This is a genomic window from Streptomyces flavovariabilis, from assembly GCF_000725785.1.
Classification (GTDB): domain Bacteria; phylum Actinomycetota; class Actinomycetes; order Streptomycetales; family Streptomycetaceae; genus Streptomyces; species Streptomyces hawaiiensis.
This window is the reverse complement of record NZ_JNXD01000035.1, coordinates 1-24,934: the sequence shown is the minus strand read 5'-3', so window position 1 is coordinate 24,934 and position 24,934 is coordinate 1. Positions and strand designations below refer to the sequence as shown.

The 24,934-nt window shown below is 68.3% G+C and carries 18 protein-coding genes and 3 pseudogenes; 15 read left to right on the top strand and 6 right to left on the bottom strand.

What is annotated here, in order from left to right:
• Positions 1-330: 330 nt before the first annotated feature.
• Positions 331-1,956 carry an MFS transporter gene (locus IO24_RS0137775; protein WP_031144027.1) on the top strand — a complete coding sequence of 542 codons (1,626 nt, stop codon included), beginning with the start codon at positions 331-333 and terminating at the stop codon, positions 1,954-1,956.
• A gap of 66 nt (positions 1,957-2,022) precedes the next feature.
• On the opposite strand, the gene IO24_RS0137770 is transcribed toward IO24_RS0137775, so the two are convergent.
• Together IO24_RS0137770 and IO24_RS0137765 are read right to left on the bottom strand one after the other, a co-directional pair.
• The gene (locus IO24_RS0137770; protein ID WP_234335369.1) at positions 2,023-2,292 is read right to left on the bottom strand and encodes a hypothetical protein; all 270 of its coding nucleotides are present in this window, start codon (positions 2,290-2,292) and stop codon (positions 2,023-2,025) included.
• Positions 2,293-2,515: 223 nt separating this feature from the next.
• A complete protein-coding gene (locus IO24_RS0137765; RefSeq protein ID WP_031144025.1) occupies positions 2,516-3,139 on the bottom strand; it encodes a TetR/AcrR family transcriptional regulator in 624 nt (207 codons plus the stop codon).
• 187 nt (positions 3,140-3,326) lie between these two features.
• Between IO24_RS0137765 and IO24_RS45405 the strand changes: the two genes are divergently transcribed.
• The 5 genes from IO24_RS45405 (at position 3,327) to IO24_RS0137745 (ending at position 10,419) form a co-directional block, all read left to right on the top strand.
• Positions 3,327-3,788, top strand: a complete 462-nt coding sequence (locus tag IO24_RS45405; RefSeq protein WP_157851329.1) for a hypothetical protein — start codon at positions 3,327-3,329, stop codon at positions 3,786-3,788.
• Between the two features lie 144 nt (positions 3,789-3,932).
• Positions 3,933-5,465, top strand: coding sequence for an MFS transporter (locus IO24_RS0137760; RefSeq protein WP_031144023.1), 1,533 nt, complete (start codon positions 3,933-3,935; stop codon positions 5,463-5,465).
• 148 nt (positions 5,466-5,613) lie between these two features.
• On the top strand, positions 5,614-6,015 hold the full coding sequence (locus tag IO24_RS0137755; protein ID WP_045297161.1) for a winged helix-turn-helix transcriptional regulator: 402 nt from the start codon (positions 5,614-5,616) through the stop codon (positions 6,013-6,015).
• 390 nt (positions 6,016-6,405) lie between these two features.
• Positions 6,406-7,131 (top strand): siderophore-interacting protein, encoded by a 726-nt coding sequence (locus IO24_RS0137750; RefSeq protein ID WP_031144019.1) that lies wholly within the window; start codon positions 6,406-6,408, stop codon positions 7,129-7,131.
• Positions 7,132-7,389: 258 nt separating this feature from the next.
• Positions 7,390-10,419: an AfsR/SARP family transcriptional regulator gene (locus IO24_RS0137745; protein ID WP_031144017.1), complete on the top strand. Its 3,030-nt coding sequence runs from the start codon at positions 7,390-7,392 to the stop codon at positions 10,417-10,419.
• 214 nt (positions 10,420-10,633) lie between these two features.
• Here IO24_RS0137745 and IO24_RS0137740 read toward each other — a convergent pair whose 3' ends face one another.
• Positions 10,634-10,846, bottom strand: coding sequence for a hypothetical protein (locus tag IO24_RS0137740; RefSeq protein ID WP_234335368.1), 213 nt, complete (start codon positions 10,844-10,846; stop codon positions 10,634-10,636).
• Between the two features lie 673 nt (positions 10,847-11,519).
• On the opposite strand from IO24_RS0137740, the gene IO24_RS0137735 reads away from it, so the two are divergent.
• The 4 genes from IO24_RS0137735 to IO24_RS0137720 all read left to right on the top strand — a co-directional run bounded on the left by IO24_RS0137735 (position 11,520) and on the right by IO24_RS0137720 (position 17,806).
• Positions 11,520-14,729: an RHS repeat-associated core domain-containing protein gene (locus IO24_RS0137735; RefSeq protein ID WP_234335367.1), complete on the top strand. Its 3,210-nt coding sequence runs from the start codon at positions 11,520-11,522 to the stop codon at positions 14,727-14,729.
• A gap of 621 nt (positions 14,730-15,350) precedes the next feature.
• A complete protein-coding gene (locus tag IO24_RS0137730; protein ID WP_031144011.1) occupies positions 15,351-15,791 on the top strand; it encodes a VOC family protein in 441 nt (146 codons plus the stop codon).
• A 97-nt stretch (positions 15,792-15,888) separates the two neighbouring features.
• Positions 15,889-16,359, top strand: a complete 471-nt coding sequence (locus tag IO24_RS0137725) for a hypothetical protein (protein ID WP_234335366.1) — start codon at positions 15,889-15,891, stop codon at positions 16,357-16,359.
• A 280-nt stretch (positions 16,360-16,639) separates the two neighbouring features.
• On the top strand, positions 16,640-17,806 hold the full coding sequence (locus tag IO24_RS0137720) for a Cmx/CmrA family chloramphenicol efflux MFS transporter (protein ID WP_031144007.1): 1,167 nt from the start codon (positions 16,640-16,642) through the stop codon (positions 17,804-17,806).
• Positions 17,807-17,989: 183 nt separating this feature from the next.
• On the opposite strand, the gene IO24_RS0137715 is transcribed toward IO24_RS0137720, so the two are convergent.
• Positions 17,990-19,033: a saccharopine dehydrogenase family protein gene (locus IO24_RS0137715; RefSeq protein ID WP_031144005.1), complete on the bottom strand. Its 1,044-nt coding sequence runs from the start codon at positions 19,031-19,033 to the stop codon at positions 17,990-17,992.
• A 128-nt stretch (positions 19,034-19,161) separates the two neighbouring features.
• Here IO24_RS0137715 and IO24_RS0137710 point away from each other — a divergent pair, with 128 nt between their 5' ends.
• Positions 19,162-20,097, top strand: a complete 936-nt coding sequence (locus IO24_RS0137710) for a helix-turn-helix domain-containing protein (protein ID WP_031144003.1) — start codon at positions 19,162-19,164, stop codon at positions 20,095-20,097.
• Positions 20,098-20,222: 125 nt separating this feature from the next.
• On the opposite strand, the pseudogene IO24_RS0137705 reads toward IO24_RS0137710, so the two are convergent.
• Positions 20,223-20,990: pseudogene (locus IO24_RS0137705) on the bottom strand (LysR substrate-binding domain-containing protein); the annotation flags it as partial.
• A gap of 2 nt (positions 20,991-20,992) precedes the next feature.
• Between IO24_RS0137705 and IO24_RS47745 the strand changes: the two are divergent.
• From IO24_RS47745 to IO24_RS45855, 3 genes and pseudogenes are all read left to right on the top strand, one after another.
• A pseudogene (locus tag IO24_RS47745) lies at positions 20,993-21,102 on the top strand (LysR family transcriptional regulator); the annotation flags it as partial.
• Positions 21,103-21,118: 16 nt separating this feature from the next.
• Complete coding sequence (locus tag IO24_RS0137695; RefSeq protein ID WP_031143998.1) at positions 21,119-21,790, top strand: phosphotransferase family protein; 672 nt, start codon at positions 21,119-21,121, stop codon at positions 21,788-21,790.
• Positions 21,791-21,970: 180 nt separating this feature from the next.
• Complete coding sequence (locus IO24_RS45855) at positions 21,971-22,351, top strand: hypothetical protein (RefSeq protein ID WP_158872527.1); 381 nt, start codon at positions 21,971-21,973, stop codon at positions 22,349-22,351.
• A 1,089-nt stretch (positions 22,352-23,440) separates the two neighbouring features.
• Here IO24_RS45855 and IO24_RS42295 read toward each other — a convergent pair.
• On the bottom strand, positions 23,441-23,929 hold the full coding sequence (locus IO24_RS42295) for a hypothetical protein (RefSeq protein WP_051906011.1): 489 nt from the start codon (positions 23,927-23,929) through the stop codon (positions 23,441-23,443).
• Positions 23,930-24,100: 171 nt separating this feature from the next.
• On the opposite strand from IO24_RS42295, the pseudogene IO24_RS41400 reads away from it, so the two are divergent.
• Positions 24,101-24,782 (top strand): annotated as a pseudogene (locus tag IO24_RS41400) (transposase).
• Positions 24,783-24,934: the final 152 nt, after the last annotated feature.

The window sequence follows — 24,934 nt, the reverse complement described above, 5'->3', positions numbered from 1 at the left end:
CGGACCGCGCCGGACCGTTGGGGCGGGACCGGCGCGGCACAGGAGCCCGGCGGTGGCCCGGTGAGGTCAAGTGCCGCCGCCGGGCTCTTCCTTACAACTCGTCACACAGGTCGCATTCCCGTCCCGGTGCCCTCCGGCCCGCCGGGGTGTCCGGCACCGGGGCCCTGCCGACACTCCTTCGGCCGGGCGGGCACCTGACCCGGCTCGCAGCCGGGATCTCCATGCGGCGCTGTGGCGAAGCCAGGAGCGGAGGCCGCCCCTGATCGTGCGGAGCCCGGCGGGCAATCACTTCGAATCACGTTGCAAGAGACTCAAGAAGGGAAGCCGGACATGCCGTTGATCGCATCCATACCCGTCGACCGACTGGAAGGGCCCTACCGCCGCCGGTGGTGGGCACTGCTGGTGCTGTGCCTGAGTCTGCTGATCGTGGTGATGGCCAACACCTCGTTGATCGTCGCCGCCCCGGACATGACCCTCGACCTGGGGCTGGACAGCAGCCAGCTGCAGTGGGTGATCGACGGATACACCGTCCCGTACGCGGCGCTGATGCTCGTGCTCGGCGCGATCGGCGACAAATACAGCCGCCGGGGGGCGCTGATCACCGGGCTGGTGATCTTCGGTGTCGGGTCGGTCATGGGCAGCCTGGCGGACAGCGCCGACGCGGTCATCACCGCCCGGGCGATCATGGGCGTCGGCGCCGCGCTCATCATGCCCGCAACACTGTCCCTGCTGGTCGCCACCTTCCCGCGCAAGGAGCGTGTGAAGGCGATCACTGCCTGGACGGCCACCTCGGGGCTGGCCATCGCGGCCGGCCCACTGCTCGCGGGCCGGCTGCTCGAGGACCATGCCTGGAGCTCGACCTTCCTGATCAACGTACCCGTCGTCGCGATCGCGATCGTGGCCGCGCTGGCGCTCGTGCCGCCCTCCAAGGCGCATGACATGGGCAAGCTGGACCTGGTCGGCGGTGTGCTGTCCATCATCACCGTGGCGGCCCTCGTCTACGCGATCATCGAGGCCCCGCACTTCGGCCAGGACGCCACCGCCGTCGCCGCTGCGGTCGTCGCGGCGATCGGGCTGGCGGTCTTCGTCTGGTGGGAGCTGCGCCACCCCAGCCCGATGCTGGACCTGAGCAAGCTCCGGGACCGGGCGGTCGGGGGCGCCACCCTGGCGGTGCTGCTCTTCTTCCTGGCCGCTTTCGGCTCCATCTACTACGCGACCCAGTACCTGCAGTTCGTCCTCGGCGACAGCCCGTTGGAGACAGGCGTACGCCTGCTGCCGCTGGCCGGCGCGGTATTCGTCGGGTCGGCCGTCACCGGTTGGCTGACTCCCAGGCTCGGCATGAAAACCACCATCATCGTCGGCATGGTCTTGGGCACGATGGCACTCTTCCTGCTCCTCCGTATCGACAGCCAGTCCGGCTATGGCGACTTCCTGGCCACGCTGGTCCTGCTGGGTCTGGCGATCGGACTGAGCGTTTCACCGGCCACCGACACCATCATGGGCGCCTTCCCCGAGAGTGAACTGGGCGTCGGCGGGGGCACGAACGACACCGCCATGGAACTCGGAGGCTCCCTCGGTATCGCCATCCTCGGCTCCGTCCTGGCCAGCACCTACAAGGGCGGACTCGGCGACACCGTCGGCGGACAGCTCCCGGCCGCCATGCTGGAGACGGCCAAGGATTCCATCGGCGGGGCACAGGCCGTGGCCCAGCAGATCATGGCGGCCCCGGCCGGCGGCGTACCGCAGGCGCAGGCGCTCCTGAAGGCCGCGAACAGTGCCTTCGCCGACGCCGTCTCACACACCAGCCTGATCGGCGGCATCATCCTCGCGGTCGGCACCGTCGCGGTCGCTCTGCTGCTGCCAAACCGCCGCTCCGGCACCGACGTACCGCCGACTACCACTGTCGAGGCCACGGAGGCTGCCGACGGTTCCGTGCCGGTGCCCGTCGGGGACTGATCCACGGGGTGCGACCTGGAATCGCCTGTCTGGTCGACGGGTTCCGCCTGGCAAATCCGTACCGATTCAGCGTCTTTGGTTTCCTCGCCGCGCGGCGATCGCGTTGCTGATGAGGACGACGACACCGAGGGTGCCGAGGCCCACCCCGGCGTAGCCGATGAGTTCTCCACTGGCTTCGTTCTTCTTCTCCTCGTCGTAGCTGCGGGATTCGTCCCCCACCCGCGCGCACCACTGCCCGGGCCTCATGGGTCTGCCGTCGCACTCGACGGCGTCGCCGTTCATGAGGGCCTCGGCGTTGATGAAGAACGTGGCCATGCCGACGATCAACAGAGCCAAGCCCAATATCCTGAGCCATGGCTTCCCTGCGTTGCGCATTCAGGAAATCCCTTCCGTCCCGAAGCCAATGCGACACCACGTGCCCACGGATCTGAGCTCTCCGGACGCCGCCCCCGCGTGACCGGCACCCTCGCGCTCCGGGCACTTCCGTCCGGGCGACGTCCACAGCCCATCGCTCTGCTGTGCCGGAAGGGCGGCGGGGCCGGCCTGTTCCGCCCTTCCGTCAGCTCGTCGGCAGGGTCACGAGCTCCATTCGGCCGCCGGCGAGAGCGACGACAGCGGAGACCAGGGCCTGCAGACAGGTGAGCTCGGCCTCCTCGTCGGGCAGTGAGAGATGCTGCAGCGAGAGGCCGTCGAAGCCGGCCAGGAAGAACCGGGCGAGGGTCTCCGCCGGCTGGGCGAGCCGGTGACCGGCGCGCTCGGCTGCCTCGGTCACCAGCTTCGTCGTCACTGCCGTCACCTCGTGGTGGTGGCTCTCATGGGCTTCCTGCAGCCGTGGAGTCCGGAGCGCGAGCATGGACAGTTCCTGGAGCAGCTGGTGGGTGGTCGGTTGCTCTCGCAGGGTCTGCCACAGGGCGGCGGCGAGTGCCGCGACCGTCTCCTCGAAGCCGGCGTTCGCGTGCGCCGCCCGTTCGACCTGTGCGATCAGATCACGGGTCAGCTGCTCCATGACGGCCCGGTACAGATCTTCCTTGGTGCCGAAGGTGTAATGCACCGTCGCCTGGGCCACGCCCAGCTCGGCCGCGATGGCACGGGTGCTTCCGGCACCCACACCCTCCCTCGTCATGAGGTCAATGGCAGCCTTGATCAGCTGAGGGCGGCGCTCTGCCGCAGAAACATGAGCCATGCGTCCATCATATCGACTTAGTCCAGTGAATTGATCGTTCGATCAAGTCGCGATCCGCGACGTCTCTCCAGGCGGTGGCGGTCCGCCCAGGTTCCACGCCGCCGCAGCAGGTTCGGTGCCGGGCCCGCCGGCAGGAGCGGGCCCCCGGAGGGATGTTGGTTGTCTTCGCATCGCTGCGTGGCATCGCGTGGCCGATCCGGACGCTCATTCCGTCGACGCCCTCCATCCGGTCATGGAGGGCGGCGTCGTACGCGTGACGGGCATCGGGGCGCGTCGTCTTCTGGTTTCTCTTTTGCTAACGCCCCGCTGGCACGATCTGCCGATGACGGAGAAAGCAGTGCGAATCACTGGCGTCAGGGAGACGAAGACAATGGAGAAGACCGAGGCCGTGGTGGTCGGCAGTGGCCGGACCGAGCTGCTGCATACGGGCCGCGGCGTCCCGCTGACCGACCAGCCCGGCTGGAGGCGGATCGGGTGCCGGTCCCAAAGCCCGGAAAGGGAGTTTGAATTTGACAACCAGGCCAGCGTCATGTGCAACGGGGTCTCCATTCCGTCGCTTTGCTCATACGCGCGCCGGGCCGGTCTAGCTAGAAATAGTCACATCGAAAAAGGATTCCAGAGCCCGCTGCTCGTGAAATCCAGTTGTTAGGGTCGGATTTCGGTGCCGCGGCTCGGTCGTGCATCGCATCGCCCGCGGATCACTCAACTGGCACGGAACTCGGCCACGTGCCGCCCGCCCCGTGAACCCATCCCGTATTTTTCCGCGCCCTCGCTCTCCCTTTGGAGTTTTTCGTTGTCTGCCGACAGCACCACCACGATCCCCGGGCAGCCGGGTACTGAGGCGTCCGGGGCTTCCCCGGGCGGCCGACACCTCGGCCTGGCGCTCTTCGTGATCGCCGCGGCCCAGTTGATGGTGATCCTCGACGCCACGATCACCAACATCGCCCTGCCCGCCATCCAGACCGACCTGGGTGTCACCGACGCCAACCTCGCCTGGATCGTCAACTCCTACGCGCTGGCCTTCGGCGGGTTGATGCTGCTGGGTGGCAAGGCCGGTGACCTCTTCGGTCGGCGGCGCATATTCCAGGCAGGCATCGGTGTCTTCACCCTCGCCTCACTACTGGGCGGACTCGCCCCGGACGAGGGCCTGTTGATCGGCGCCCGCATCCTCCAGGGCGTCGGCGCCGCCCTCGCCGCGCCCAACGCGCTGGCCCTGATCACCACCACCTTCCCGGCCGGCAAGTACCGCAATACGGCCATGGGCGTGTACGCGGCCATGGGCGGCGTCGGCGCAACGGTCGGCCTGTTGCTGGGTGGAGTGCTGACCGACGCGCTCGACTGGCGCTGGGTGTTCTTCATCAACATCCCCATCGGCTTGGCCGTCCTCGTCGGCACCCGCACCCTCGTCGAAGCGGAAAGGCATCCCGGCCGCCTGGACGTTCCCGGCGCCATCACCGGCACCGGCGGACTCATCGCCCTCGTGTACGGCATCACGCGCGGCGGCGAGCACGGCTGGACAGGCGGCCTGACCCTGGCCTCCTTCGCGACGGCCGCCGTGCTGCTGGCGGTGTTCCTGGTCATCCAATGGCGCGCAGCGGAACCGATGATGCCGCTCAGGCTCTTCAAGGACCGCAATCGCTCCGGCAGTTACGCCACGATGCTGTTCGTCGGCTCCGGCATGTTCGCCATGTTCTACTTCCTGACGCTCTACATGCAGCTGATCCTCGGTTACAGCGCGGTCAAAACCGGCTTCGCCTTTCTTCCCTTCAGCGTCGGCATGGGTGCGGCCGCGGGCATCAGCTCCAAGCTGATCACCCATCTGCCGCCCCGGCTGATCGCCGGACCGGGACTGCTGGTCGCGGCGGGCGGCATGTTCTGGTTCGCCACGCTTGAGCCCGACTCCTCGTACGCCGGACATCTGATGCCGGCGATGCTCGTCACCGCTCTCGGACTCGGCATGAGCTTCGTCCCGATGACACTCGGCGCGGTCAGCGGCGTCGACCACCAGGACACCGGCATGGCCTCGGCACTGCTGAACACCGCCCAGCAGATCGGCGGCGCACTCGGGCTCGCGGTCCTGTCGACGATCTCCACAACCGCCGCGAACGACAAGTTCCCCGAGGCGGCCTCCGCCTTCTTCCGCGGTCTGGCGACCAAGGACTTCCCCTTGGTCGCCAAGGCGGGTGAGGCGCTGACGCACGGTTACACCCTGGCCTTCGTCGCCTCGGGCGCCATGTTCCTGGGCGGCCTTGCGGTCATGTTCCTGGCCGTCAACGCGGGCAAACAGCAGCACGCCGAGGGCACCGCGCCCCTCCACATCGGCTGACCTCGCCGAGGAGCGCAACCCCGGGGGCCGACAACCGCCAACGGCACAACCCAGAGGGCAGGGGCCGGCCCCCGACACGGCCACGACGACGTACGGCGCGAGGCGTCACACCACGACGCCTCGCGCCGCACTGGAGCGGACACACACCATGACCACCCCACACTTCTCTCAGCCGACGCCCTATCACGAACGCCCACAGCCGGCCCAGCCCGACCCGGCCCTCGCCCGGGCGTTCGCCCTTCTCGGTGAGCCATGGAACGGCCTGATCATCGCGACCCTGGCCAGGGGCCCGGCCGGCACCGCCCAGATACGTGAGCGGGTCCCCGGCATCGGCGACGACACGCTCGCCGACCGACTCCAGGACTTGACCACCGCCGACCTCGTCACCCGGATCGCCCACCCCGGACCGCCACCCCGCAGCCAGTACGCCCTGACGCCCCACGGCAACGCCCTCCTCATTCCCCTGGCCGCCCTGACCGTGTGGGCACAGGACCACCTCCCGGCGAGGGACTCGCCGGCACCGGGCAGGCCGTGCGCCCCTCACGCATGACGGCGGCGCGGGCAGACGTGGTGGCTTCGCTTTCTCCCCTTTGCGGGTCGGCCACCACACCCACCCCGAAGGAGACACCGTGAAAACACTGGTATGGCGGAGGTCGGTCGGACTGGTTCGTCTGGGAGTACTGGACTCAGGCACTGCCCGGCGTCGACGCACCGGACATCCAACGCGAGCAACTCAAGATCTACGCCGAAAAGATCATGCCGACGTTCCGCTAGTCGACCGCGCGTGACAGGACACGTCACACGCCACATGCCACACGTCGTACGGCCGCATGACCACGTTTGCGCTTCGCACGGGGTGTTCTCGGCCCCTCCTGCGCCGCTCACGGGCCGATGCCACACCGCGGCGCCGCACAGTGATCCACTCCCCAGGGAGTGACCGATGCCCAGCCTGCCCGCGCCCTTTGCCCGGATGATCGAGATCCGGGGAATGCCGTGCACGAAGACCGGGAGAGAAGATCTGTCGCCGTCGTTCCGGCGTATCCACCTCGCCGGCGAGCGCCTGAAGGGGCGTGAATGGGCACCGTGCCAGGTGACCACGTTCCTGGTCTCGCCGACGGCGTTCCGGCGCTACACGCCAGACGCGGTCGACACCGTCACGGGACGCATGTCCGTCCTGTTCTACCGGCACAGCGTCGCCGTCCCGGGCCCGCCTTCACCCGGCGACACCTGGCTGGACAAGATCGCAGTCGGCGACCGGGTCTCCGCCATGGGGCTGGAGGCGACGCGGAGCTTCCGCGCGCGTGCCGAACCGGGCACAACACTCGTGTGCGGCGATGCCACCACAGTGGGCCTGTGGTCGTCGATGATCCGCTGGCTGGGCTACCGGGCCCGGGCGCGGGGGGTTGTCGAGGTGCCTGCGCAGGACGTGCCTCTGGTGCGGGACCCGCTGACCGGTGTACAGGTCGTCGCGCAGAGCCCGCAGCCGGGGGAGGCGCTGTTGTCCTGGCTGGCCGATGCCCCACCACAACAGGTCACCCAGGCCTACCTGTCCGGGCACGGACAGACCATTCAGCACGCGCGGAATCTGGTCCGTACCCGGTATGACCTGCACCGGTCCGCCATCTACACGCCGCCGTACTGCGCGACGGGCAAGGTCGGCCTGTGACCCGCATCATGACCATGCCTACCGAACGCCGCCGCCGACCTGTCCGCCGACGACGCTGAAGGCCCGGAGCGGTGTCCCCGCACTCGGAGCCTGCCGAAAGCCGCTTCCGCGAGAGCCAAGCCTTGCCGGCTCCCTAGATACACTGCTCATGAGGGCCCTGACACAGCGGATGGAGAGCTCCGCGGGAGCCGAACTCCGGGCCACCGCTGCCGAACCGACGCGCGGATCCTCTGGCAAGCTCCCCTGGTTGAGGTGGCCATGGACGACCCCCGACAGACGGTGCCGCACGCCGTAGGTCTGATCCAACACAAGATTTCCGTTCCGGACGTCCCCGAGCGCCTGGTGCCACGGCCCAGGATCGCCACAGCTCTCGACGCACTGATCGAGCGACGTCAGGTGGTGCTCGTACTGGCGACCGCGGGCGCCGGCAAGACCACCGCCATCACCCAGGCGACAGCACACCTGCCCCACCCGGTGGCCTGGTTGTCGGTCGATGGGACCGACGCCCGTCCGGGACGTCTGCTCGCCTATCTCGAAGACGCGCTGGCACAGCACGCACCCGCCGCACACCAGGTGGCGACCCGCGCCCTGCGCGCGGGCATCCAGCACACGGAATCCGCCGGGCTCCTCGCCGAGTCCCTGCGGGGACACACCCTGGTGCTGGTACTCGACAACCTGGAACGCCTGGGGGTGGCGGGAGAAGGCTGGGAGGCGCTCGGCTCCTTCCTGCACTACCTTCCGCGAACGGTGCGCGCAGTCCTGGTCAGCCGTCGGGACATCCCGCCGACAGTGCACCGGCAACTCGACCCCACCTCGGTGGCCTCCCTTCGCGAGGAAGACCTCGCCTTCACCGTCGAGGAGGCGGCCGAGGCCCTGCGTCTCAACGACAACACCACGATCGACCCGGCGAAGGCGGTGTCGGCGACGGGTGGCTGGGTCACCGGTGTGCTGTTCGAAGCCTGGCGCTCCCAGGAGCACACCACGGTCGTCGGAGGCGAGGCCGACCCTCTGCACGGCTACATCTCATCCCGGATCCTGGCGGAACTACCCGACACGGACCGCGACTTCCTCGTAACGGCCGCAGTCCTCGACGAGGTGACGGCCGAGCGGGCACGGGCGCTCGGCCTCGCCGCGCCGGCGAGACGGATGCGGTCGCTGCGCTCGGTCCGGCTGCCCGTCGTCTGGTCCGGCGACGGGCGCACGATGCGCTTCCACCCGCGGCTGCGGGAGTTCCTGCTGGAGCAGCTCGGCCTGCGCGACGACGAGGAGCTACGCCGGATCCGCCTCGCCCACGGCCGGCTGCTGGCCGGCGAAGGCCACGACGAGGAGGCCACCGAGGTCCTGCTGCAAGCCGGAGAGGTCGCCGAGGCACGCGTCTGCGGTGCGCGGGTCATCAGGCGTGTGATCGAGCGGCTCGACCTCCCTGTCGCCGAGCGGTGGCTGGATGCGTTCGGCCCGGTCGGCCCCGAGCCCCACGAACTGACCACGGCGCGGCTCATGCTCGCCTGGGCCCGGGACAACCCCCGAGAGGGAGCGGCCATCGCTGACGCGCTCCTCGAGTCCGGTGTCCGCGACGAGGTCGTCGAGGCGTCCGAACGAGCGGCAGCGCTGATGATCTACTGCTACGCCCAGTGCGGCCGCCCTGCGGACGCGGAAGAAATCCTGCGGCTGGCCGACCCTGGTGGGGAGGTCGCCGCAGTGCGCTACGGACTGGGGACCATCTATCCCTCCTACCGCACCGACACGCCACCGGAACTGACCGGTGGACCGTTCGATGCGGCCGTGCTGGTCGCGAAGTACTGGTTCGGCCACCTGACCGACCTCGACATCTCCCTGCAGTCGCACTGGGGCACGTCGCTGGCCACGCCGTGGCAGATCGGGGCGCTCCGCGCCCAGGGCCACACCCGCCGGGCCCTGGAGCTGTACGAACGGGCCCGCGACTCGGTCTCCAACTCGCTGAGCCTGCACGCGGTGGTGCCGGAGCTTCTGCTGGACGCCGGACGCCCCGCCGAAGCGATAGCGGCCCTCGAGGAAGGCCGCAAGCTCGCTCGCGACACAGGGGCACACGCCTGGTACATCGGATTCACGGAAGGGCTGGTCAAGCTCAGAATCGTCGACCGCCGCGACGCCGCGGCGTCCATGGGGCTCCTCGACGATCTGGAGAACGACCCGCTCATCGAGCATGCGCTACAGCTCAGGGCCAAAGCGCGGGCCTGGCGAGGCTGGCTGCTGCTGCGCAGCGGTGCCGACGCCGACGCACTCGACTGCCTGCGCGAGGCCGCGTCGCTCCTGAAGGCCGGCGGTCTCTTCCTGGAACTCCCCATCGTCGGGGTGCTGTTGGCGGAGGCGGAATGGCGCTCCGGCCACGAGGACACGGCAGACCGGGCCGCCGACCTGGCCCTGGAGACATCGGCCCGCCAGGGCTCCCACCACGTACTGCTCAAGATCCTCACCGAGTTCCCCGCCGTCGCGTCGCGTCGTATCGACGCCGAGGCCGAGGCGGACACCCCGTGGCACGCGGTCGGCCGGGCGCTCGCCGCCCAGGGATCGAACATCAAGGTCACAGCGCGCATGCCGACCGTGACGGTCTCCGAGTTCGGACGCCACGCCCTGATCGTCGACGGCGTCGAGGCCCGTCTTCGCATCAGCAAGAGCCTGGAACTGCTCTCCTATCTGGGCAGCAGACCCGGCCACACCGCCGATCGCCCCCGGGTCCTGGAGGCGCTGTTCGCACGCGACGACCGATCCACCCGCGCCTACCTGCGTCAGGCCGTCCACCAGCTGAATCTGGCCCTGCCGCCACAGCTGCGCCTCACCGTCGAACGGAACCGGCTGTCCCTCGCCGACGAAGTGGCACAGGGCTGCCAGTCGCTGCTGATGGACGCCGACCTCGCTCACGCCCACCGGCTGACCGGCCAGGCGAGGCTGTCGGCAACCGAGGCGCTGCTCGCCCGCAACGAGGGGGACTACCTGCCGGACCGCACCTCGCAGTGGGTGGAGGCACGGCGCCGGGTACTGTCCCAGCAAACCGCCGACGCGCTCTCATCGGCGGCCGACCTCGCCCTGCAACTGCACCGGTACGGCGACGCCGTGCGCCTGTGCGAACAGGCGACCGCGAGCGACCCGCTCCGCGAGGTGGCCTGGCGTGTACGGATGCGTGCGGCGAACGCGCTGGGCGACGACGACGGCGTCCTCACGGCATACCAGGGCTGCGAGACAGCGCTGGCCCGAATCGATGCGACGCCCTCTCGCAGCACCCGCAAGCTGCTCGCCCAGCTACAGCGGTGAAGCAGTTGTGCGTGGCCGGGACCGGGCCAAGAACCCACGCGCGGCTTGTAGCGAGCTGAGAAGGCTGAGGACGATCAGGGCGGCTGCATCCGCGCCGGGGACGACGACGGTCTGTTCGTCGAGGGCCGTGGCCTCGTCGGCCGGGTCGTCATGGAAGCCGACGATCGTACTGCGATCGGCGCGCTCGTCACCGAGCGGTCTGGGTGCTCGCCGGTCAGGCGGCCTTCTCCAAGTGCCCGGGGAAGTCGTCGTCATCGTCGGATTGTTGAGCGGCCTTCTCGCGGGCGCGCAGGAGTGCCCAGAGTGGGACGGAGAGGCCGGTGAGGTACCAGGGTGCGGGCCAGAGCGCTTTCCACCAGGTGGCCTGGGGATCGAGAACCAGGTCGGTGGCGGCGCCGGCCATCCCGGCGGCCAGGCTCCAGCACATGAGCCGGCCTACGTATCGGACACCAAGGGCAGGCCGGTCAGAGGCGGGGCGGGTGCGGCAAGAGGGCAGCGTTCTGCCCGGTTCACTCATCGCGGGGGAGTCCTTCACAAGGCAGGGCAGCGGCGAAAGGTGCCGGAGGCGTCAGTGTGCATGGAGTGAAGCCGCGGTCCCACCAGTGCTGTGCGTCGATCGCTTGCTCTGAGACACGTTGTGCCGGTGTGGTTTCGCGTTCAATTGCTGGTAAGCGCTCACTGTGTCGAATTCTGTGGGGTCAGAACCTGGCCGAAAGGTGATCGTTGCCCGCACGAGATGTACCGATTGAGGCCTGGTCGAAGGATTTCGGTCAGTGTGACCCCGGAGAGCGATAACGGAAGGGACAATTTTCCCCTGTGGTGTTGGTGAGTTGTCCTACTCCGTGCGTATTCGCCCAGTGGAAGTGGTCGGACTGATTCCGGCCCGTATGAGGCGCATGTTGCGGGGCACGGCCCGACGATTTGTGTGCTTCTTGTGACAGCTTGTGTGGCCGAGGTGACCGTGTGGGTCACCGGTTCTGACTGTCTGTCCGACTTCCTGTGGGGGGAAGCTGATGCATTCACGTGCTGGAAGCACGCCGTTCCGGCGTGCCCGGAGAACACACAGAACCGCTCTCGTCGCGGCGATCACCACGGCCGCCGTGGTGATCGCCGCAGCACCCGGTCTGGCGGCAACACCGAAGCCGGAGCTGCCGGAGCCGGAGAGTCCGTGGACGAAACCGACCAAGGTAGAAGCTCCCGCGACGCCGGCCGGGTCGGTCAAAGCGCCGGACTCGGAGGCCGAGGCCAAACCGTCCGCCGAAGTCGCGGCCTGGCGGGCGGCGCAGAAGGCTCGTGCCACCGGCGGGAAGGCCAAGGGATCCGTGGCCCGCCCGGAGGCCTCTGCCGAGGCAACGCCCTTCACCCCGGAGGGGCAGGGAGAGGTGCCCTGGCACCGCATCATCGACACGCGCCTGAACGATGCGCTGGTTGCGCGGGTGAACGTCTCCAACGGCAACCTGATGCTCGCCGCGACGGACTTCGACATCGCCGGTGTCGGCCGAAAGCTGCAGCTCACCCGCACGTACAACTCCCTCGAGGTGCCGTGGGGGAAGGTGTCGCAGCGCTGGTGGCAGGCTTACGAGCGCTACCTCCAAGCCGGTGACGGTGAGGTGGTCGTCTACGACAGCACCGGCAACGTCCTGCGGTTCAAGGAGACAACCAGCGGCGGATACACCACGCCGACCGGCTACTCCAAGGACCTGAAGAGGAACGCAGACGGCACCTACACCCTGACCGACCGCAAGTCGGGCACCCGTGACACCTTCAACGAGCACGGCACGCTGACCAAGGTCACGGACAAGAACGACGGGACGATCACCGTCGACCAGCACGACGAGGGCAGTGAGCACAAGGGCTTCAAGCTGACCGAGACCCGCTCCGGTCGCTGGATCGACCTGGTCAAGACCTACGCCAACCAGTGGCAGGCCAAGGACCACACGGGCCGCACCGCCGTCTTCGACCTGGACGCGGCAGGCAACCTGGCGAAGGTCACCGACTCCGACGGCAAGGCCACCGTCTACGCGTACGACTCCTCACGCCGCCTGACCAAGGTGACCACCCCTGAGGGCACCGCCACCCTGTTCACCTACGACGCCCACAACCGCGTCAAGTCCATGCAACGCGCCACCGAAGTGACCGGCAGCGGCCACGTCGGTCCGACCTGGCGCTACGACTACACGGCCGCCACCCCGTCGGACGCGGGCACGACGACGGTCACCGACCCCGACGGCGACGCCACCCAGTACATCCACAACGCGGACGGGGAGGTCACCAAGGTCACCGACCCCCTCGGCCACTCCCGCCACGCCAAGTACACGAACCATCTCCTGCAGACGGCGATCGACGCGATGGGCACGGGCGCGGACGGCACCGGCGGCAACACCACCACCTACGGCTGGGACGACCGCAACAACGCCACCTCCCAACGGCTTCCGCTCGGGGCGACGGCTTCCGTGACGGCGTATCAGACGATCGCCGGCACCGACCTGCCCAACGACTTCACCACTGCGGACGGCCGCAAGGACACGTTCAAGTACGACGCCAACGGCAACACCATGTCGGTGACCACGACCGGTACCGCCGGGGCGACCCGTGAGTACACGTACAACGAGGCCACCCCGAAGTGCGGCGGCTTCGAGGGCCAGCGCTGCACTGCCAAGGACGGCAACGGCAAGGTCACCTCGTTCGAGTACGACGCCAAGGGCAACCTCAAGACCGTCACTCCGCCGGCGCCGCTGGGCAAGACGGCCTACACCTACGACGCGCTCGGCCGGGTGGAGACCGTCACCGACGGACGCGGGATCAAGACCGTCTACGTCTACGACAACCGCGACCGCGTGACGAAGGTGTCCTCCACCAACGCCACGGTCACCTACTCCTACGACGGTGACGGCAACGTCACATCCCGCACCGACGCCTCCGGCACGACGAAGTGGGACTACGACGAGCTCAACCGCGAACGTGTCCGCACCCTGCAGAACGGCGCCCAGACCGCGCTGGCCTACAGCCCTGGCGGCGAGGTCGACTACTACGTCGACCCGACCGGGAAGACCGACTACACCTGGGACAAGGCCGGCCGCCTGGACTACCTGACCGCCCCGGACGGCAAGAAGACCGACTTCGACTACAACAACAACGACAAACGCACCAAGACCGTCTACCCCGGCGGCACCACGCAGTCGGTGACGATCGACGACAACGGCCGCCCCGAGGCCATCAAGGCCACCTCGGGTACCACCACGCTGATCGACCTGGCCTACAGCTACAAGAACACCGCGGGCAAGGACACCACCAAGATCCGCACGCGCACCGACAACCTCACCAAGTACAAGACCACCTACGACTACGACTCCCAGGACCGCCTGCGCTACGCCCTGGAAGCCGACTCCGCAGGTGCCCGGAGGGCGTCGTGGCTGTACTGCTGGGACAAGGCCGGCAACCTCACCAGCCATGACGGCACCAAGAACACCTGCCCCGGCGGCACGACGTACACCTACGACGACGCCTCCGAGCTGACCGGCAAGAACGGCTCCACCACCGGCTGGTCCTACGACAAGCTCGGCAACGAAACCGCCGCAGCGAGCACCACAGCCCGCACGAACGAAACGTGGACGGACTACAGCCAGCTCTCCGGCATCACCGCGGGCGGCAAGTCCTACGACCTGGTTCACGCGGGCACGACCAACTCCGAGCGGACCAAGCTGGGTTCGACGTGGTTCCACCACACCGCGCTGGGCCTGGTGTCGACGACGACGAACGGCGTCGACACCGGATTCATCCGCGAACCGGCGGGCACCTTGAACTCCATGACGACTGGGGGGAAGTCCTACTACTACCTCACCGACGCCACCGGCAACGTACTCGGCCTCGTCGACGACGCGGGCAAGCGCACCCACAGCTACGCCTACGGCCCCACCGGCCTGCCCCGCGGCACCACCACCGAGGCCACCCCTCAGCCGTACCGCTACACCGGTGCCTACCTCGACCCGACGGGCCTGTACAAGATGGGAGCTCGCTACTACGACCCGTCGCTCGGCCGCTTCACCCAGCCCGACCCCTCCGGGCAGGAGGCGAATCCCTACCTGTACGCAGCCGGAGATTGCATCAACCGCACCGACCCGACCGGCACGATCTCGTTGGGGTGTATCGGCTCGGGCCTGCAGCTCCTCGGCGGTGCAGTCGCCCTTGGCGCGGGAATCGCCTCTGCCATCGGTTCAGGAGGCTTGTCCACGCCTGCGTCCGTGGCAGCGATCGGAGGCGGGATAGGGCTCATCGGTAACGGACTCAGCACTGTGGACGCATGCCAATGACCAAGAAATCACTTCTTGCTCTTCTCATCTGGACCGGCATCGTGTTGGGAGTGATCGGAATCGTCCTGACCATCATCGATTGACATCCGGCGACACAGAAACCTCGCCCGTCCGCCTGCTCCGTGCAGACGGACGGGCACTTCTCGCAAGGGCGCGGTGAGAAGTCCAGGCGGAGTGGGCTGCAGTGTTCCTCGGGCTGGTGGCGGTGTGGCGCTTCATCGTCCGGCTCTTCAACCTCGGCCCGCCTGCCGCATGCGGATGTGCCGCGTCGGTGTGCTGCGCCGGCGAATCCCCTGATGGAGCCACTGCAGCAATCCCCCGCGACGCCCCGCTCACGGAACGAGGACGCTGTTCTGGGTGTTCAGGCGATCTCCGTACTCGGGAAGCATGTGAAGAGCGGGAACGGCACGCTGCGGCTGATCGTCTTCATGGGAACGGCCACCTGCGCCGCACTCACCCTCGGTGGTGCGCCTGGCGCGCGGATGTGCTGTGGCGGTACCGAGACGCGATCCGGCTTTCTCAGACTTCGGCGGTCCGTGGATGTCGAGAACGTGCAATCGGCTCCGTCCCCGGGGCATCAGCGGCCACCACCGGTCGCACCAGGACGAAGGAGACACCAGCATGGCGATTCAGCGGATGGACAATGTCGGCATCGTCGTCGAGGACATGGATGCCGCCATCGCGTTCTTCGTGGAACTCGGTATGGAGCTGGAGGGCAGGGCGGAGGTCGAGGGCCCGGTCGCCGACCAGTGCACCGGACTCGACGGCGTCCGCTGTGACATCGCGATGGTCCGGACCCCGGACGGTCACAGCCGGCTCGAGCTGGCGAAGTACCGCAGCCCCGCGGTGATCAGCGCCGGACCGCGCAACCGGCCGCACAACATTCTCGGCACGCACCGCGTCATGTTCGCCGTCGACGACATCGAGGACACCGTTGCCCGCCTGCGCCCTCACGGCGCCGAACTCGTCGGCGAGATCGCCCGGTTCGAGGACAGCTACCTGCTCTGCTACCTCCGCGGCCCGGCGGGCATCATCATCGGACTGGCCGAGCAACTGCGCTGAGAGGGAGGAACCGAACCAAGGGCCGGAAGCGGCGCTCGTCGAGCGGAACGCCCGCAAGGGCGGTGGGCACCAGAGACCGCCCCGTAGGGTTGGTTCGATGTTCGACCGTTTGGAGATCAGGGTGTTGCCGCCTGGGCCCCGTTTCGCTGCCCAGGCGCGATTGTGGATCAACGGCGAGGACGTCGTCGAGGAGGTGGTCGGCGAAGGCGGCCGTGGACCGTACGCTGCCGATGTCCTGCCGGCTGGGCGCCCCAGCCCTCTCCGGACGACCGGCGAGGCGCGCCGCCTGGAGCTGGGGGAACCCGACTGCACCGGCGGGTGCTGCGGCTTCCTTACCGTGGTCGTGCAGCGGTTCGGGGAGATCGTGCAGTGGTCGGACTGGGAGGCCCCCTGGGCGGCGCACACCCCCGCGCCCCCACTCCCACCAGAGCTCCACTTCGACGCGGGCCAGTACGACACCGAAGTAGCTCGCGCCGAGGCGGACCGCTGGTGGCAGGGCACCTGTAGGCCCGATACGGCGCAACTCCGCTCGGCCGCGGACTCACACCGGCTCCACGTCCTTGAGTGACGGCAACGCCCTGGCTGTCGCGGGACACGACGTCGGTTACACAGTCCAATGCCGGTGAAACCGAGGTGCCTCGACTGACATCAGTCAGGTAGCGTGCGGGCCATGTCGAGTCCTGAGTCAGACACGGTGGGGGCTTTCGGTCACGCCGTCAGCCCCCTGAACCACTGAGCTCATAGCCCTTTCGTCGCGCCGCATCCTGTGGTGAGGCGATATGCCTTCGGGGGCTGGCCGCGGTGACGAGATGACCTTCTCGTGCTTCTCCTCACCTCGGAGCCACTCGATGCCTCTCCCGCTGTATCTGCTTGCCATGGCCGTCTTCGCCATGGGTACCTCGGAGTTCATGCTCGCCGGCCTCTTGCCGGACATCGCGTCAGATCTCGACGTCACCGTTGGGACAGCGGGTGTGCTTACCTCCGCCTTCGCTCTCGGCATGATCGTTGGCGCGCCTCTTGTGGCCGCGCTTGCCCGCAACTGGTCCAGGCGCTTCAGTCTTCTCGGGTTCATCGTCACTTTCGAGGCAGCTCACGCCGTGGGCGCCGTCACCACGAGCTTCCCGGTCCTGTTCGCCACCCGGGTCGTTGCCGCGCTGGCGAACGCAGGGTTCCTTGCCGTCGCTCTGACAGTTTCCGCCACGCTCGTCTCGCCCGCCAAGAAGGGACGTGCTCTGGCCGTGCTGCTGTCAGGCACGACCGTGGCCACGATCGCCGGTGTCCCTGGTGGGTCGGTGCTCGGCGCCTGGCTCGGCTGGCGGGCCACATTCTGGGCGGTTGCCGCTCTCTGCGTGCCTGCGGCTCTCGGCATTCTGAAGGGAATCCCAGCGGGGGGTGTGAAGGAAGAAGCGACCGGCGGGCCGGCCTTGCGAGGGGAGCTCGCCGAGCTCGCGAAGCCGAGGCTGATCCTGGTGATGCTGCTCGGTGCGCTGGTGAACGCGGCAACCTTCGCCGGTTTCACCTTCCTCGCCCCCGTCGTGACCGACACTGCCGGGCTGAGTGAGCTGTGGATCTCTGTCGTCCTGGTGCTCTTCGGCGTCGGTTCCTTCGCCGGGGTCACCGTCGCGGGCCGGCTGTCCGACCAGCACCCCGGTCCGGTCATCGCAGTCACCGGTCCGCTGCTGCTGATCGGCTGGCCGGCCCTGGCCGTGCTGGCCGATGAGCCGGTCGCTCTGCTCGCCCTCGTGTTCGTGCAGGGGGCGCTGTCGTTCGCGCTGGGCAGCACCCTGATTACACAGGTCCTCTACGAGGCCGCAGGGGCACCCACGATGGCCGGCTCGTACGCGACCGCGGCGCTCAACGTCGGCGCCGCCGCCGGACCCCTCATCGCCGCGACCACCCTCAGCACTGCACTCGGACATGTCGGGCCACTGTGGTCGAGCGGACTCCTTGTCGCTGTTGCGCTGCTCATTGCGTTCCCTCTCCGCACAGTGATCGTGGCTGGCCGGACCACCTAGGTGCTCCAGTCCGGGCCTGCCTGTCCAAGTGGAAGAACCGCGCTTTGTTCGCGAGTTGGGCAGCGTTGGTTCAGGACTTCGGGCAGCACTCGTGAAGGTGGAGGAATCGAACGAGGACGCCGACGCCCATGTCGGCACGGCTCGCCGATGGCGCGCGCCCGACGGCCGGGCGGATGGCTCGGGTCAGATGTTCTGCTTCTGCGGGTGCAGGTCGAGTGTGATGTGCGGGTCGAGCGCGTGCAGGAAGTCGGGCGCGTCGAAGATCTCGCCGGCGGGGACTACGCCGACGGTCTTGGTGCGGCCGGTCAGGACGCGCTCGAGGGCCTCGGTGACAAGGGGCGCGGTGACGGCGTAGATGTCCTGGCCGCTGGCTGTGGCCCGGCGTTCGGCCCCACCGGAGCGGACGATGACGTCGACGAGGAAAGTCTGGTTCGAGCGCCCGCTCTCGTCGGTGGCGGTCGGGGCCGGCGTGTGGGGTGCGGCGACGTCCCCGGCGGCCTCGGCGGTCATGTAGGTGGTCACGTCGGGGATGGAGAGGTGCTGGGGGACGGTGACGACGTCCGCCATCGTGAACTCCCCGATCACCGGCCGGGGTCCCATCGGTTCCGGGAAGGTCCACTCCAGGGTGGGCGCGGCGTCGGTGCGCTGCTCCCACTGTCCGCCGCTGTAGCGCAGGCGGTGGTTGCCGCGTCGCTCGCGGGAGACCGCGCCCGAGAGCCGGGTACCGGCGGTGGGGTGCCAGTTGCTGAGCGCGTAGGCGATGTGTGCCTCGTCGGCTTCGGTCCAGTCGCCCATCGCCGCGGTGGCCAGCAGGTCGCCGAGGCCGCCGAAGAAGGCCATGGCGGGGACGATCACCGCTCCCGCGTCCCGGGCCCGCTCGCGGTAGTGGGCGAAGGTGTCGAGGTTGGCCTCGAGTTCGGCGGCCACGTCCAGGTAAGGGATCTTCGCGCGAAGCGCGGCCTCGATCACCGGGCCGGAGGTCGATGCGAAGGGGCCGGCGCAGTTGATGACCGCCGCCGTTCCCGCCAGGGCCTGGTCCAGCGAGGCCGGGTCGTCGACCGACGCCACCCGGGCCTCCAGCCCGTGCTCGTGGGCCAGCTCCTCCAGGCTCTGCGCGTTGCGCCCGGACAGCACCGGGACGAACCCGCGCGCGGCCAGCTCCGCGACCACGAACCGCCCGGTGTGACCGTAGGCGCCGAACACCGTCACCAGCTGACCTGACCCCATGAGACCGCTCCCGTGTACTCGAACACCCGCTGCGAGGTGGACCCGCTGCGGCCTGACATCCACATCCTGTCCCTCCGGCAGCGCCCCGCGCGAGCGTCGGAAACGACATGCCACGTACAGTTTCGGACATGCCTGCTGTTGCACTGGCCGTCACCGACGGCATGCTCCACTACGAACTGTCCGTGGCCGTCGAGGTCTTCGGAGCCGACCTGACCCACGTCGTGGACCCCTGGTACGACTTCTCCCTCTGCGGGAGCGGCCCGGTGCACGTCGACCGCTTCCGCCTGGAACCCGACCACGGGCTCGACCACCTCGCGCACGCGGACACAGTGATCGTCCCCGGCTGGGCCGACACCGACCGCGACCCGCCCGCCGAGCTGATCGAGGCGGTGCGTGCGGCCCACGCGGCCGGTGCCCGCGTGGCCTCACTGTGCACGGGTGCCTTCATCCTGGGCGCGGCAGGACTGCTCGACGGCAGGCGCGCCACCACACACTGGGCCCACACGCGGGAACTGGCCCGACGCCACCCGGCGGCCGCCGTCGACCCGAACGTCCTGTACGTCGACAACGGCGATGTCCTCACCTCCGCGGGCAAGGCCGCCGCCATGGACCTGTGCCTGCACCTGGTCCGCCTCGACCACGGCTCGACCAACGCCAACAAGATCGCCCGACGCCTGGTCATCCCACCCCACCGCGACGGCGGCCAGGCCCAGTTCATCGCCACCCCCCTCCCCGCCCCGGGCAACCACCCCCTGGGCGATCTCCTGCCCTGGGCGCTGGAGCGGCTGGACCAGCCGCTGACCGTGGAGGATCTGGCCCGCCAGGCCCGCATGAGCTCACGCCACCTCGCCCGCCACTTCAAGCACCTCACCGGCACCACGCCACTGCAATGGCTGCACACCCAGCGCATCCGCCACGCCCAGGAACTGCTGGAGACCACCGACGCCACCGTGGACACCATCGCCGTGGCCGCCGGCATGGGCACCGCCACCACCCTGCGCCGCCACTTCCACCGCAGCGTCGGCGTCCCACCCGACACCTACCGCCGCACCTTCCGTGTCTGACTGAGGGAGTAGTTCCAGGGCCCCGGCGGCCAGTCGAGCAGTGCCAAGGCACGGTCCTGTCCGAAGTGGTGAACAAACGCAGCCCAGCCTCGTGAACAACGCCACCAGCTCAGCCCGGGCTCAAGAGGGGGGGACATGGCCTGGAGGGTTCGGGTGGCTGTTTCGCGCAGCCAGGCGTGGGCGGGGTGGTTGTCGTGGCGCTGGTGCCAGAGCAGGTAGAGGGGTACTTCGGGCAGGTCGAGCGGCAGCGGCAGTGTGGTGAGGCCGAGCTGGTGGCGGGCGGAGCGGGTGGCCGCGTCGGGGAGGGTGACCACGAGGTCGGTTTCGCGGGCGAGTTGCAGTGCGGTGGCTGCGGTGGGGGTGGAGGCGATGAGGGCGCGCTTGTGGCCGAGTGCGGTCAGGGCGTCGTCGATCCGGTCGTGGAGGCGCCCGCGCCGGGAGACGGTGAGGTGATCGGCCGCCGCGTACCTCTCGGCGGTCACCGGCTGTTCGGTGAGGGAGTGGCCTGGGCGGACCGCGAGGACGAGCCGGTCGCGGCCGATGAGGCGGTGGCGGATGTCGGGCAGTGACGGCGGGCCGGCACTGGAGGCGAGGTCGACCTCGCCTCGGCGCAGCTCGGGGGTGTCGTCGCCGGGCTCGGCGGTCAGACGCAGTTGCACCCCGGGGGCCTGGCGGTGCACCGCGGCGATCAGGGCGGTCCCGCAGGTGGTGGTGAGGGCGTCGTGCCAGCGGACGGTGAACACCCGCTCCAGAGTCGCCAGGTCGAGTTCCGTCTGAGCGGACAGCAGGTGGTGGGCCTGCTGCACCAGGGCGTGGACCTGGGTGCGCATGGCCAGGGCGCGGGTGGTGGGAGTCATGTGGCGTCCGGTGCGGACCAGAATCTGGTCACCAGTTCCTGGAGGAAGGAAGCGTCCAGGGTGCCGCGGCCCGCCTCCACTTCACCTCTCGGCGATGAGCCGCTCGTTGGGCCGTATCCGCAAAGCCAGTAGCCGGAGAGCCGCCGTTGTCTGATGATCAGCGGATGCGTCCGCTGAAGCACGGCTATACCAACCACACCGTCGGCGACGGTGCTGTCGTGGAGAAGACCTACGAGGGCCCCGATGCTGAACTCAGGCTCCGTCGTGAGCACGCACTGCTGACCCAACTGCAGGGCCGGTTGCCCGTGCCGCCGGTGCAGGAAACGACCGCGGCCACGCTCACTCTTGGCTTCGTGGCCGGTGCCCCCGGCCAGGAACTTCTGGACGCCGGGCAACCGGAAGCTGTCTTGGCGAGTTGTGGTGAGTTGCTGCGCCGTATCCACAGAACTCCACCGAGCGTGCTGCCGGAAGACGCGCAGAGCACAAACAAGGTGCTGGTGCACGGTGACTTCGGCCCCAACAACGTGCTGCTCGATCCCGACACATGCAAGGTCACCGCCGTGGTCGACTGGGAGTTCGCCCACCTCGGGGATCCGGTCGAGGATCTGGCCTGGTGCGAGTGGATCGTGCGCACGCACCACCCCGCGCACCGCGTTGCACTCGGTCACTTCTTCCGGGCCTACGGCGGGGAGGTACCGCCCTGGCCGGCCCGCAGGGCCGCCATGCTGACCCGGTGCGAGGAACTGCGGCAGTTCTGCGACCGGTGGGAGCCGAACGGCGCAGGCGTGCGGCTGTGGCAGGAGCGCGCCGCCGCCACAGCGGACTGGCAGGAGTAGCCCGTTGTGCATCTGCTGGGGGTACTGGACCGTCGGGCCAGTCCGGTTCGCGCAGGCGCGTCACGTGCTGGAAGGCGAGCTGCGGTGCGCCGGTGACGAGAGCTGTCTGCGTGTGGATTGCTGATCTTCCGACGGGGGGAGACACAATGGGAATGGTATGCGCGAGAAGTGGGGGAACCAGTGAGAACGTTTTTTCAAACGAAGCCGGTTTCAGTGTTATTGGCTGCCGCAACCTTGAGCCTTGTGTTTCCGAATGTCGCCAACGCCGCGTCGGCCGATGGTGCCCGTTCCCAAAAATCTCCCGCATATAGCAATTCCTGCGCTACAGGAATGGCGGTTTCTCTCTACAACGGGCTGAAGATCCGAGCCCAGCCGAAAAACAACGCCACTGTCATCGCCACCGCAGGGCTCAATGATCCCTACCCTTGCCAGTTGGACACCGTCAGACTGGGCGACCGGTACAACGGGTGTGGGGTGTACAACGCCAACGGCTGGCTCATCATCCAGATAGGCCCTGAGCGGTACGGCTACTCTGCCATGACGTGCTGGAGAGACGCCTGACTCCAGGCCAGGATCAGGATCAGGATCTACGGTTGAAGCACCGATGCTCCAACCGTGTTCCTCCGTCAGCTCTGGTCAACGGCGTCGTGTGCTGATCTACGCGGCCGATGGGTGAGGCGTTCACGAAGTTGCGAGAGAACGCCCAGCAGTACTTCTCGGGCGCGGACGCGGCGGGTGTCTATGCGCTGTCCACACGGCACCCTGGCGTTGTCAGTGGCGGCCAGTAGCCTGATCGCATCATCCGACAGCGATCAAGTCGGGTTTGCTGCACCCCGCCGACGTGGAACCCGGCGGGGTGCGCTGCTGTCAGCCTCCGGCGGGGTAGGGGGCACGCGATCAGCAGAAATGCGGAGTCCTGTACAGAACTCAGGCCTGTCCGCCACGCTGGTCACCGATTGATCTGCGGAGGTTGAACCTCGACTGAGCCCGCCCGCGATCAAGGACCTGTCGAGGATAGTGCGAAGCACCTTCAGGGAGTGGCCCGAGAGCGGGGCTGCGGGGGGTGGGTGAAGGGCTCGCCAGGCGCGGCGAGATGATGCCGATGCGCCCGATCCGTCCGCTACTCGTATCCCATGACGACCGCGCTCTCCTTGTGGTGCCGGGCATTGAGCTGCCCCACCCGCGAACAGCTGACCGTACTCGCCCACGAGCTGAACAGCCCGCGCTGCACCGCCGCCCGGATCGCTTCCTTCCTCCGTACCTGGAAACCCTGACCTCGGGCCGGGTGGTGATCGCTACCCGCAACCGCACAGGTCCGAAGGCCTCCACCTATGGGCGCCGGCTACGCGGCGACGAGTTGGAAGAGTTCCGCAACGCCTTGGCGCGGGCGTAGGGCTGGAAGCGGGGGAGCAGACCCACTGGGAGATCCACTTCGGACACCCAGGCGGTCCGGTCCGGACCGACGTCGTTGGGGTGTTTCTCCGCCGCGGTGAGAGCACGTCGCACGGCGCGTCCTTCGCTGCGGCCGCCTCGTGCGGCGAGGGTACGGGCAAGGCGTAACTGCGCGGGAGCTCCTCCCCCTGCTCGACCACACCGGACCGTTGCACCCACCCTGGCGCTGGCTCCATGCGCCCGCCGACCGGTGTGCCGTTACCGCAGGGTGTATTCGCACATGTGCTTGCCATCGGCGCCGCCCGGGTTCTCGGCGACCTTCTTGCCATCGACGGTGATTGAGCAAGGAGCAGCGGCGAACTGGCCGTTGGACAGCCTCATCGGCCCCGGCACGACGGACACGGTGATCCCGACCTTGCGTTCGGTGCTGCTCAGGGTGAGCTTGTCCGACTTCTTCCACGGCAGCGTGACGTGCTCGGAGCGGTTCGTCGTACGGATGTGACCTGCTGTGTTGCATGATCCCACCCTGCCAAGAGTGAAGCCTCCGCTCGCAGCGGCGGCCATCGACCCGGGCACCATCGACTCCATGCCCTGCGTAGAGAAGAACGACAGGACGGCTCCAGGGACAGTCACCCGGGCGAAGGGATCGCTGCCCTCGACCTCTGCGTCCAGGACCGCGGCGTAGAAGGCGGCAAGGCCCGGAACATCGTCGGTGATCAGGGAGGTGCCGGTGAAGTGTGGCTGCATCGGGGCATCGTAGATCGATGGTCGGACACCTGGCTCCTGGAAGGGCGAATCTCTGCTGGTCGCGGGTGAGATGATCTTGGCGTGGCTGGTGTGATCACGGCGTCGGAACCATGCTGGATAACCCCGTTCACGGGCCTGAGCACGCGTCAGTTCAGCAAGCTCATCACTGCGATGAGGCGTGAGGGGGCGGATCCGGTGCGCAGGGGCCGGCCGTGGAGTCTGACTCTGGAGGACCGGGTCCTGCTGGTTGCCGCGTACTGGCGGACGAACCTCACGTTGCGGCAGCTGGCGCCGCAGTTCGGTGTGTCCAAGTCGGCTGCCGATCGCATCATCAACCACCTCGGGCCGTCGCTCGCGCTCCAGCCCCGAAAGCGGTTCCGCAAGGGCACCGTGCTGATCGTGGACGGAACCCTGGTGCCGACCCGCGATCACACGGTCGCCGAGCAGTCGAAAAACTACCGGTACTCCACCAACCACCAGGTCGTCATCGACGCCGACACCCGGCTCGTCGTCGCGGTGGGCCGGCCTGTGGCCGGTAACCGCAACGACTGCAAAGGCGTGGGAACTGTCTGGCGCGAAGGATGCCGTCGGTAAGACCACGGTGATCGCGGACGGCGGCTACCGGGGCACCGGCCTGGTCATCCCGCACCGCCGCGAGCGCGGCCAGGCCGAACTCCCATCTTGGAAGGAGGAGCACAACACCTCCCACCGCAAGGTCCGCGCCCGCGTCGAGCACGCCTTCGCCCGCATGAAGAACTGGAAGATCCTGCGCGATTGCCGTCTCAAGGGGGAGGGCGTACATCACGCGATGCTCGGCATCGCGCGCCTGCACAACCTCGCCCTCGCCGGGTGACGGAAAACGAGCAGGTCACCCGCTATGCCGTAGATCATTTACGGGACAACGCTTAGAAGGCTGATGAAGATCTTGGGTTCTGGCCCTGCCGCGTCAGCGGCAGGGCCAGACTCGTCATGTGGCGATGGGTGAGTGGGTCGGCGAGATGGTCG

What these genes read in the sequence shown, in the direction of transcription:
- IO24_RS0137715 (WP_031144005.1), bottom strand. Translation starts at nt 19,033, where the DNA reads ATGGGGTCAGGTCAGCTGGTGACGGTGTTCGGCGCCTACGGTCACACC.
- IO24_RS0137730 (WP_031144011.1), top strand. Translation starts at nt 15,351, where the DNA reads ATGGCGATTCAGCGGATGGACAATGTCGGCATCGTCGTCGAGGACATG.
- IO24_RS0137695 (WP_031143998.1), top strand. Translation starts at nt 21,119, where the DNA reads ATGCGTCCGCTGAAGCACGGCTATACCAACCACACCGTCGGCGACGGT.
- IO24_RS42295 (WP_051906011.1), bottom strand. Translation starts at nt 23,929, where the DNA reads ATGCAGCCACACTTCACCGGCACCTCCCTGATCACCGACGATGTTCCG.
- IO24_RS0137775 (WP_031144027.1), top strand. Translation starts at nt 331, where the DNA reads ATGCCGTTGATCGCATCCATACCCGTCGACCGACTGGAAGGGCCCTAC.
- IO24_RS0137745 (WP_031144017.1), top strand. Translation starts at nt 7,390, where the DNA reads ATGGACGACCCCCGACAGACGGTGCCGCACGCCGTAGGTCTGATCCAA.
- IO24_RS0137750 (WP_031144019.1), top strand. Translation starts at nt 6,406, where the DNA reads ATGCCCAGCCTGCCCGCGCCCTTTGCCCGGATGATCGAGATCCGGGGA.
- IO24_RS0137720 (WP_031144007.1), top strand. Translation starts at nt 16,640, where the DNA reads ATGCCTCTCCCGCTGTATCTGCTTGCCATGGCCGTCTTCGCCATGGGT.
- IO24_RS0137765 (WP_031144025.1), bottom strand. Translation starts at nt 3,139, where the DNA reads ATGGCTCATGTTTCTGCGGCAGAGCGCCGCCCTCAGCTGATCAAGGCT.
- IO24_RS0137725 (WP_234335366.1), top strand. Translation starts at nt 15,889, where the DNA reads ATGTTCGACCGTTTGGAGATCAGGGTGTTGCCGCCTGGGCCCCGTTTC.
- IO24_RS0137740 (WP_234335368.1), bottom strand. Translation starts at nt 10,846, where the DNA reads ATGTGCTGGAGCCTGGCCGCCGGGATGGCCGGCGCCGCCACCGACCTG.
- IO24_RS0137710 (WP_031144003.1), top strand. Translation starts at nt 19,162, where the DNA reads ATGCCTGCTGTTGCACTGGCCGTCACCGACGGCATGCTCCACTACGAA.
- IO24_RS0137755 (WP_045297161.1), top strand. Translation starts at nt 5,614, where the DNA reads ATGACCACCCCACACTTCTCTCAGCCGACGCCCTATCACGAACGCCCA.